Source organism: Mycobacterium sp., from assembly GCF_051006775.1.
Lineage (GTDB): Bacteria > Actinomycetota > Actinomycetes > Mycobacteriales > Mycobacteriaceae > Mycobacterium.
This window is the reverse complement of the sequence record NZ_JBPCSX010000021.1, coordinates 1-6,095: the sequence shown is the minus strand read 5'-3', so window position 1 is coordinate 6,095 and position 6,095 is coordinate 1. Positions and strand designations below refer to the sequence as shown.

Here is a 6,095-nt window from a genome sequence, read left to right as displayed (position 1 = left end):
GCGGCCTTCTCCGAGGCGTTGATGTCCAGGCAGCCCGCGAACTGGGTGGGCTGATTGGCCACGATGCCGACAGAACGGCCATCGACGCGGCCGAATCCGACGATGATGTTCTGCGCGAAACCTGCTTGCACTTCGAGGAATTCGTCATCATCGAGGATCCGGGTGATCACCTCGTGCATGTCGTAGGGCTGGTTCGGCGAATCCGGGATCAGGGTGTCCAGCTCGAGGTCTTCCTCGGTGAGGTTGTCCTCGATGGCACCCGGGTGCGGTGGGGCCGGATAGCGCGGCGGCTCGGCGTAGTTGTTCGGCGGCAGGTAGCTGAGCAGATCGCGGACGAAGTCGAAGGCGTCCTGTTCGCCGGAGGCGACGTAGTGCAGGGTGCCCGATTTCGACATGTGGGTCTGGGCGCCGCCGAGTTCCTCCATGGTGACGTCCTCACCGGTGACGGTCTTGATGACGTCGGGTCCGGTGATGAACATCTGGCTGGTCTGGTCGACCATGATGACGAAGTCGGTCAGCGCGGGGGAGTAGACGTGCCCGCCGGCCGCGGCGCCCATGATCAGTGAGATCTGCGGGATCACACCGGAGGCCTTGATGTTGTTGTAGAAGATCTTGCTGTAGAGCCCCAGCGACACCACACCCTCCTGGATGCGGGCGCCGGCGCCGTCGTTGATGCCGATCAGCGGCCGGCCGGTCTTGATGGCCAGCTCCTGGATCTTGACGATCTTCTCGCCGTAGACCTCGCCGAGGCTGCCGCCGAACACCATGGCGTCCTGGCTGAACAGGCACACCTCGCGGCCGTCGATGGTGCCGTAACCGGTCACCACGCCGTCGCCGACCGGGCGGTTCTCCTGCAGGTTGAAGTTCGTACTGCGGTGCCGGGCCAGCGCGTCGAGTTCGACGAAGGAGCCCTCGTCGAGCAGGGCCAGGATGCGCTCCCGGGCGGTCAGCTTGCCCTTGGCGTGCGTCTTCTCGACGGCGGTCTCACCGACCGGATGCAGTGTCTCCTCGGCGCGGTTGCGCAGATCGGCCAGCTTCCCGGCCGTTGTGTGGATGTCCGGTTCGGTAACGCTCGTCATGGGTCACGATGTTAACCCCCTGGCGGGTGCCTCACGGTCGCGACCATGTGTCGGGCCAGCCGTCGAAGCCGAAGGCCTCCCGCCCATTGACGAACATCGTGTAGACGCTGGGCTCGTCCGGCCAGTCGTTGACCCGGATCAGCCACTCGTCGCCACCGACGGCGGCACGGTAGGGCTGGGTGGCCGCACCGGTACCGAGCCAGTCGATGGGCGTGCCGAGCGCGGCGGCCGGCGTCGGAACCTCGGGTGTGCGCAGACCGTGTTCGCGCCGCAGGGCGTCGACGGTGTCGTAGAAGCTCTTGACGTCCACGATGTGGGCGCCGGCTTGGGCGGGCATGACCACCGCCTCCAACTGCCCCATATCCCGCACCAATCGGCCGGTCGCCGGGTCGAACGCGAGGATGTCCAGGCCGCCGTCGATCATCGGCACCGAGCGCACCGGACGGCCTCCGGCGATCACGAATACCGGGGCCTGGGAAGGTCCTCGCCTGCGGCTGCGGCCTCCGGGTACCCCCATCAGCCCCCGCCACAGAGCGCCGATCTCGCGAACCAGATCAGCCAGTTGCTCATCCTCGCCGGGCATCGCGGCGGCCAGGACCTCGCTCTGGATCGCGGCGGATTCGGTGGGGCCGCTGCCGGAGTCGATCACCGCACGCATGTCTTCCAGCGCGACCGCGACACGGCGGGTCACCGGATGCACCGGAGGGTGCACCTCCAGCCAGGCACAGGCCTCGTCGAGTCGGGCTATCAGGTTGGTCAGCGGTTGCGTCATCGGTGGCCTTGCAAATTACGGTGCTGTTGGCGTAGGAGAACATCATGGGCTATCCGGACAACCTTCTGGCCGACGGCGAACATGTCGTGCTGCATCGCCACCCGCACTGGAAGCGTCTGATCGCCCCGGTGCTGGCACTGCTGGTGTTCACCGCACTGGCCGCGTTCCTTGCCGCGCTGGTGAGCCGGACCACCTGGCAGCCCACCGCCAAGACGGTGATCTCGGCCGTCATCGCGGCGATCTGGGCGCTGCTGGCCGGCTGGCTGACCGTCCGGCCGTTCTTCGCCTGGCTGACAACGCATTTCGTGATCACCGACCGGCGGGTGATGTACCGTCACGGCATGTTGAGCAGAGCCGGGATCGACATCCCGCTGGCCCGGATCAACAGTGTGGAGTTCACCCACCGGTTCCGGGACCGACTGGTGCGCACCGGGACCCTGATCATCGAGTCGGCGTCCCAGGATCCCCTGGAATTCCACGACATCCCACAGGTCGAGCAGGTGCACGCGCTGCTGTATCACGAGATCTTCGACACCGGGGACGGTCTCGACGATCCTGACGACGAGGAGCGCTAGGCGGCCGGCGGCCGGCGGCGGCCGCGCAGGGCGATTTCGTCCTCCATCACCTCGGCGATGCCGCCGGACGACAGGGTGGACTCCAGTGCCATCTCAGTGTTGCCCAGATCGTCGGGGAACACCCAGCGGCGGAACGCCCAGAACCGGAACCCCATTTGCAGCAGGTTGCCGATGACGTAGGCCGACGCGAAGTCGGCGATGTTCTCCACAGTCAGTGAGACATTCGGGACCTGCAGGTCGAAGGCGTAGCGGGACAGCCACAGCGGGATCATGCTCAGCACGACGCCGACTGCGCTGAATCCGAAGAACAGCAAAGCCTCATGATGACGTTCCCGGCCGCCGCGGTCGCGGAAGCTCCACTCCCGATTGAGCACATAGGACGCGATCACCGCGACGATGCCGGAGATGACCTTCGCGGTGACCGGCTTGGGCTCGAGAATCGTGAGCTTGAGCGTGTAGAAGATCACCGAGTCGATGATGAAGGTGGTGGCGCCGACGATGGCGAACTTGATCAGTTCGTGATGGCGCTCGGCGAAGGGCCGGATCGGGCCGGGCAGCCGGGCGATCGTGGCGTCTGCGAAGGACACAGCGGCAAAGTCTACGCAAAAACCGGGGTGGATGGCGTAGCGGTGCTGGTCACCGGGCCTAAACCCGACCATGACACGATATGAACCGTGCCGAACACACCTGTGGTGGCAATGGTGGGCGGCGGGCAACTGGCCCGGATGACGCATCAGGCTGCGATCGCGCTGGGCCAGACCCTGCGGGTGCTGGCCGTCAGTGCCGATGATCCGGCCGCACAGGTCAGCCCCGACGTGGTGATCGGATCCCATACCGATCTGGAAGCCCTGCGCGCGGCGGCCGATGGCGCCAACGCGCTGACCTTCGATCATGAGCACGTCCCCACCGAACTGCTGCACACCCTCGTCGCCGAGGGCGTCACGGTGCTGCCGGCGCCGGAGGCGCTGGTCTTCGCCCAGGACAAGCTCGCGATGCGTGAGCGGCTGACCGCACTCGGTGCGCCGGTGCCGCGATTCAGCGCGGTTGAGACCCTGGCCGACGTCGACGCCTTCGCGGCGCGGATCGGCGGCCCGGTTGTGGTCAAGACGGTGCGCGGCGGTTACGACGGTCGCGGCGTGGTGCTCGCCGATGATCTCGCCGCCGCGCGTGAGGCGGTGAGCGGGTATCTGGCCGACGGGGTGCCGGTGCTTCTCGAGGAACGGGTGGCGATGCGTCGCGAGCTCGCCGCACTGGTGGCCCGCTCGCCATTCGGTCAGGGCGCGGCGTGGCCGATCGTGGAAACCGTTCAGCGGCAGGGGATCTGCGTCACCGTGCTGGCCCCGGCACCCGGGTTGCCCGAAGCGTTGGCCGCCGAAGCCGAACGGCTGGCCCTGCGCATCGCCGAGGAGCTGGGCGTGGTGGGGCTGCTCGCGGTCGAGTTGTTCGAGACCACCGACGGCGCGCTGATGGTCAACGAACTGGCGATGCGGCCGCACAACTCCGGGCACTGGACCATGAACGGTTCGGTCACCGGTCAGTTCGAACAGCACCTGCGGGCGGTTCTGGACTACCCCCTCGGTGACACCCGGCCGCTGGCCCCGGTGACGGTGATGGCCAACGTTCTGGGGGCGCCTGCGGCCCCGTCGATGAGCATGGACGAGCGTCTTCACCACCTGTTCGGCCGGATCCCCGACGCCCATGTGCACCTCTACGGCAAGGGTGAGCGTCCCGGCCGCAAGATCGGTCACGTCAACGTGCTCGGGGACGACGTGGGTCAGGTTCGTGAACGTGCCGAACGGGCGGCACACTGGTTGTCGCACGCGGAGTGGAGCGACGGATGGGACGGGCACTGAATGGCTGAGCAACCCAGGGTCGGCGTGATCATGGGCAGTGACAGCGACTGGCCGGTGATGGAGGCCGCCGCCGAGGCCCTCGCCGAATTCGACGTGCCCTTCGAAGTCGGTGTGGTCTCGGCGCACCGCACCCCGGGCCGGATGCTGGACTACGCCCGCACCGCCGCCGGCCGTGGCATCGCGGTGATCATCGCCGGCGCGGGCGGGGCGGCCCACCTGCCGGGCATGGTGGCCTCGGCCACCACGTTGCCGGTGATCGGTGTTCCGGTGCCACTGGCCAAACTCGACGGTCTGGACTCGCTGCTGTCGATCGTCCAGATGCCGGCCGGCGTGCCTGTCGCATGCGTCTCGATCGGCGGGGCGCGTAATGCCGGGTTGCTGGCGGTGCGGATCCTGGCCGCGGCCGACCCCGCACTGCGAGCCCGGATGGAGAGCTTCCAGGAACACCTCGAGGCCGAGGTTCTGACCAAGGACCGGGCACTTCAGCAGCGATTACTCGGTGAGTGAAACCGCGGGTAAAGTTACCGCCAAGTAATCCCGGAGAAGCTTAGGAGCCTGAGATGGCCGGTGATCCCTCGTTCGACGTGTTCCGGTTACCCGAAGAGCACGACGAGTTGCGGGCCGCGATCCGCGCGTTGGCCGAAAAAGAGATCGCGCCGCACGCGGCCGATTGCGATGAGCACGCACGCTTCCCGCAGGAAGCCCTCGACGCGCTCAACGCCTCGGGTTTCAACGCCATCCACGTGCCCGAGGAGTACGGCGGCCAGGGTGCCGATTCGGTGGCGGCCTGCATCGTCATCGAAGAGGTGGCGCGGGTCGACGCCTCGGCATCACTGATCCCCGCGGTCAACAAGTTGGGCACCATGGGCCTGATCCTGCGCGGCTCCGAAGACCTGAAGAAGAGGGTGCTCTCCGAGATCGCCGACGGCAAGATGGCGTCCTACGCGCTCTCGGAGCGCGAGGCCGGCAGCGACGCCGCGTCGATGCGGACCCGCGCCAAGGCCGACGGTGACGACTGGATCCTCAACGGCTCCAAGTGCTGGATCACCAACGGCGGCAAGTCCGCCTGGTACACCGTGATGGCGGTCAGCGACCCGGACAAGGGCGCCAACGGAATCTCGGCATTCATGGTCCACGAGGATGACGAGGGATTCACCGTCGGGCCCAAGGAACGCAAGCTGGGCATCAAGGGTTCGCCGACCACCGAGCTGTACTTCGAGAACTGCCGCATCCCGGGTGACCGGATCGTCGGCGAACCGGGAACCGGCTTCAAGACCGCGCTGGCCACCCTGGACCACACCCGGCCCACCATCGGCGCCCAGGCCGTCGGTATCGCCCAGGGCGCACTGGACGCGGCGATCGCATACGCCAAGGACCGCAAGCAGTTCGGCCGCCCGATCGCCGACAACCAGGGTCTGGCGTTCATGCTCGCCGATATGGCGATGAAGATTGAAGCGGCCCGGCTGATGGTGTACTCGGCAGCCGCCCGTGCCGAGCGCGGCGAGCCCGACCTCGGGTTCATCTCCGCGGCGTCGAAGTGCTTCGCCTCCGATGTCGCCATGGAGGTCACCACCGACGCCGTGCAGATCTTCGGCGGCGCCGGCTACACCGTCGACTTCCCGGTCGAGCGGATGATGCGTGACGCCAAGATCACCCAGATCTATGAGGGCACCAACCAGATTCAACGCGTGGTCATGTCGCGCGCCCTGCTGCGCTGACCCCCCTCTGGCGCGAGCGTGCGTGTCTGTACGGCAACACGCCGCTGAACTGTCCATTGTGCGCACGCTCGCGCCGATCGGCGGTGCGCCCTAGCGCA

Annotated in this window: 6 protein-coding genes and 1 pseudogene; 4 read left to right on the top strand and 3 right to left on the bottom strand. The window is 67.2% G+C overall.

Features of this window, described 5'->3' with window-relative positions; genetic code table 11:
* Together ACR2JI_RS01315 and ACR2JI_RS01310 are read right to left on the bottom strand one after the other, a co-directional pair.
* Positions 1-1,079 (bottom strand): acyl-CoA carboxylase subunit beta (locus tag ACR2JI_RS01315; protein ID WP_526387205.1); only part of this gene is annotated, 1,079 nt, incomplete at its 3' end.
* A 31-nt stretch (positions 1,080-1,110) separates the two neighbouring features.
* Positions 1,111-1,851 (bottom strand): hypothetical protein, encoded by a 741-nt coding sequence (locus tag ACR2JI_RS01310; RefSeq protein ID WP_526387203.1) that lies wholly within the window; start codon positions 1,849-1,851, stop codon positions 1,111-1,113.
* Between the two features lie 44 nt (positions 1,852-1,895).
* On the opposite strand from ACR2JI_RS01310, the gene ACR2JI_RS01305 reads away from it, so the two are divergent.
* Entirely contained in the window at positions 1,896-2,426 is a 531-nt protein-coding gene (locus ACR2JI_RS01305) for a PH domain-containing protein (RefSeq protein WP_526387201.1), read from the top strand.
* Between the two features lie 38 nt (positions 2,427-2,464).
* On the opposite strand, the pseudogene ACR2JI_RS01300 reads toward ACR2JI_RS01305, so the two are convergent.
* Positions 2,465-3,013: pseudogene (locus tag ACR2JI_RS01300) on the bottom strand (GtrA family protein); the annotation flags it as partial.
* Positions 3,014-3,100: 87 nt separating this feature from the next.
* Here ACR2JI_RS01300 and ACR2JI_RS01295 point away from each other — a divergent pair.
* From ACR2JI_RS01295 to ACR2JI_RS01285, 3 genes are read left to right on the top strand one after another with little or no spacing between them, the layout of a single operon-like run.
* Positions 3,101-4,279, top strand: a complete 1,179-nt coding sequence (locus ACR2JI_RS01295; RefSeq protein WP_526387199.1) for a 5-(carboxyamino)imidazole ribonucleotide synthase — start codon at positions 3,101-3,103, stop codon at positions 4,277-4,279.
* Complete coding sequence (gene purE, locus ACR2JI_RS01290) at positions 4,280-4,786, top strand: 5-(carboxyamino)imidazole ribonucleotide mutase (RefSeq protein WP_526387197.1); 507 nt, start codon at positions 4,280-4,282, stop codon at positions 4,784-4,786.
* A gap of 53 nt (positions 4,787-4,839) precedes the next feature.
* On the top strand, positions 4,840-5,997 hold the full coding sequence (locus tag ACR2JI_RS01285; protein ID WP_526387195.1) for an acyl-CoA dehydrogenase: 1,158 nt from the start codon (positions 4,840-4,842) through the stop codon (positions 5,995-5,997).
* Positions 5,998-6,095 lie beyond the last annotated feature (98 nt).